This is a genomic window from Protofrankia sp. CiP1_Cm_nod4 (assembly GCF_982290645.1).
In genome coordinates this window covers 1-2,901 of the sequence record NZ_CEVIVC010000050.1, presented here as the reverse complement: position 1 = coordinate 2,901, position 2,901 = coordinate 1, and the positions used below count along the sequence as shown (strand labels likewise).

At 71.8% G+C, this 2,901-nt stretch carries 3 protein-coding genes; 1 reads left to right on the top strand and 2 read right to left on the bottom strand.

What is annotated here, in order from left to right; genetic code table 11:
- Positions 1–62: 62 nt before the first annotated feature.
- On the bottom strand, positions 63–1,088 hold the full coding sequence (gene glpX / locus AC5LSR_RS11795) for a class II fructose-bisphosphatase (RefSeq protein ID WP_250290023.1): 1,026 nt from the start codon (positions 1,086–1,088) through the stop codon (positions 63–65).
- 793 nt (positions 1,089–1,881) lie between these two features.
- Here glpX and AC5LSR_RS11790 point away from each other — a divergent pair.
- The gene (locus AC5LSR_RS11790) at positions 1,882–2,439 is read left to right on the top strand and encodes a DUF4245 domain-containing protein (protein ID WP_250283461.1); all 558 of its coding nucleotides are present in this window, start codon (positions 1,882–1,884) and stop codon (positions 2,437–2,439) included.
- Between the two features lie 122 nt (positions 2,440–2,561).
- Here the strand turns inward: AC5LSR_RS11790 and AC5LSR_RS11785 are convergent, their stop codons facing one another.
- Positions 2,562–2,864 (bottom strand): exodeoxyribonuclease VII small subunit, encoded by a 303-nt coding sequence (locus AC5LSR_RS11785; protein WP_250283463.1) that lies wholly within the window; start codon positions 2,862–2,864, stop codon positions 2,562–2,564.
- Positions 2,865–2,901: the final 37 nt, after the last annotated feature.

Genomic DNA, 2,901 nt, shown 5'->3' with positions numbered 1-2,901 from the left:
TGGGGGGACCGCTGCGGTCCGCACCGGCGCCGATGTCGTCGACATGGTTCAGAACGGTACCTTCAGAACGGCACCGTCGAATACGCCTGGAGTTTGGTCAGTTGATGCTGGCTGTCCACCCGCCGGATCGTCCCGCTGCGGGAGCGCATCACCAGCGACGACGTGTTGGCGCCGCCCGGCCGGTACCGGACGCCGGCCAGCAGCTCACCGTCGGTGATACCGGTGGCGACGAAGAAGACGTTGTTGCTGTCCACGAGCTCGCGGGTGGTCAGTACGCGCCGAAGATCGTGGCCGGCGTCGGCGAGCTTGGTGCGCTCGGCGTCGTCCCGCGGCCACAGCCGTCCCTGGATGACACCGCCGAGACAGGTCACCGCGCACGCGCTGATGATCCCCTCGGGGGTGCCACCGATGCCGAGCAGCAGGTCGACGCCGGTGTCGGCGGAGGCCGCCATGACCGCGCCGGCGACGTCCCCGTCGGAGATGAGCTTCACCCGGGCGCCGGCCGCGCGGATCTGCTCGATCAGCTGGACGTGGCGCGGGCGTTCCAGGACGACGACGGTCACGTCCCGCGGATGCACGCTCTTGGCCTTGGCGACGGCCCGGATGTTGTCCTCGACCGGTGCGGTGATGTCCACCACGTCGGCGGCCTCGGGGCCGGTGACGAGCTTCTCCATGTAGAAGCAGGCGCTCGCGTCGTACATGGACCCGCGTTCGGACACCGCCATCACGGAGATCGCGTTGTTCATGCCCTTGGCGGTGAGGGTGGTGCCGTCCACCGGGTCGACGGCGACGTCGCACTCGGGGCCCTCGCCCGAGCCGACCTCCTCGCCGTTGAAGAGCATGGGGGCCTCGTCCTTCTCACCCTCGCCGATGACGACGACGCCCCGCATCGACACCGTGCCGACGAGCCGTCGCATGGCGTCCACGGCGGCCTGGTCGGCGCCGTTCTTGTCACCGCGCCCGACCCATCTGGCGGCCGCGAGGGCCCCCGCCTCGGTCACTCTGACGAGCTCGAGGGCGAGGTTGCGGTCGGGTGCCTGCCCCTGGACGACGAGCGGGTCAGGAAGGTTCGCGCTTTCGGCTGCCACGGAAGTGAGACTAGTTGCACATGAGTGAATCCGCCCACCGATAGCCGGCGGGCCACCGGCGGCCCGCCGGCCGCGGGGCGGACGTCACCCGGTCACGTCCGGTGTGGCCGGTCACGTCCGGTGTGGCCGCGCGGGGCCGGTGTGGGCCGCGCGGTGCCGGTGTGGGCCGCGCGGTGCCCTGGCCGCTTGGTCCGGCGGGGCCGGCCGGTACCCGGGCGGATACCCACCGGCACCTGGCTCCGGCGGGGCGGCCGGTACGGAAATATGATCGCGCCGCTTTTGGGACGGTAGTCCTCAGAATGCCAATGTCAGGTGCGTGACATCTAGATCGTCTTACTTGGTGCAACCTTGACCGGCGGACATACGTCCAACTCCACGTATGGGCGTCCGGCACGCGGAGGGGGCGTGCCGGACGCCCATCTATTGTTTACCGACGGCCGCCGCCAGGCGTTCGGCCTGGCCGGAGGACACGCTGTTATCTGGCTTACGTCCAGGCCGTTCCTCAACAGGGCCGCACTTCAGCCGGGCGGTGCTTCGACGGGCGGTGCTTCGACAGGCGTCCGGGAATTATTTTATCGATGATGTTTCCTGAATCCGGTGTGCGGCTGTCGCGGCTGTGGCCCCGGGGCGCCGGCAGCCCGGCCCACCGCCGTCCACCGTCATGACGGGTGGCCGGCCGGGCGCGCGGGCCACCGTCCGACGATGATCGGTACGGGATCGCCACGGACGAGACAGGGACCGAGCGGGCCGACTGTCCCGTCGGGCCGCGTCCCGGGGACGGCAGGATGGAACGATGGCACGACGACGCGGTCAGGAAACGATCCGAGACATGGCGCTGTCCCTCGGAGTGGTGATGGCCGGGGTGCTGCTGGTCGCGCTGTTCATGCCCAGAGGCGGCGGCGACCCGGTGCGCCCGGTGGACACGGCCGCCCCGGTGGCCGCGTTCGCGCGGTCGGCGCCCTTCGGTGTCCTGGCGCCGACCGGCCTGCCCGGCCACTGGAGGGCCACCTCGGTCCGGGCCTCCGGGCTGTCGGACACCGAGCCGGGAACGGTCGAGCTGACGATCGGGTACGTCGTCGACCGCCCGGACGACAGGACATACGCGCAGCTCAACGAGAGCAACGCCCGGGACGCGGTCAAACGCGTCCTGGGGGACCGGCCCGTGACGGGGACCGTCGAGCTCGCCGGAACGTCCTGGCAGGAAAGACGGGATGACGCCGGCCATCTGGCGCTGACCCGCCAGACCGGTGACGTCGTGCTGATCGTCTCCGACGGCGGTGGCAAGGGCGGGGCGTCCGCCGCCGACCTGGGGGCGCTGGCGGCGTCGCTACGCCCGCACGCCGCGCCGTAGGCCGCGCGTCAGCAGGCCGCGCGTCAGCAGGCCGCGCGTCAGCAGGCCGCGCGTCAGCAGGCCGCGCGCCAGCGGGTGAGCCTGGCGTCAGCGGGCGTCTGGCGTCAGGGGCGCCTGGATTCTCAGTGGGCGCCCGGATCCGCGGCCGCGTCGGCACCGGCGGCCTCGACGGCGCCGTCGAGGCGGGCGCGGGCTCCCTCCAGGAACGCCTGGCACACCTTCGCAAGCTCTTCGCCGCGTTCCCACAGCGACAGCGACTCCTCCAGGGTGGTGCCCCCGGCTTCCAGCCGGCGGACGACCTCCTCCAGCTCCGACCGGGCCCGTTCGTATGTCAGCGCTGTCTGCCGCGCCGGCGCTGTCCGGCGCTGTGCTGTCCCTGCTGATGCTGCGCTGTCCGGCGGCACCGCGCTGTCCGGTTCCGGCATCGAGCCTCCTCACATCTGTCGGCCTCCCGCCCCAGCC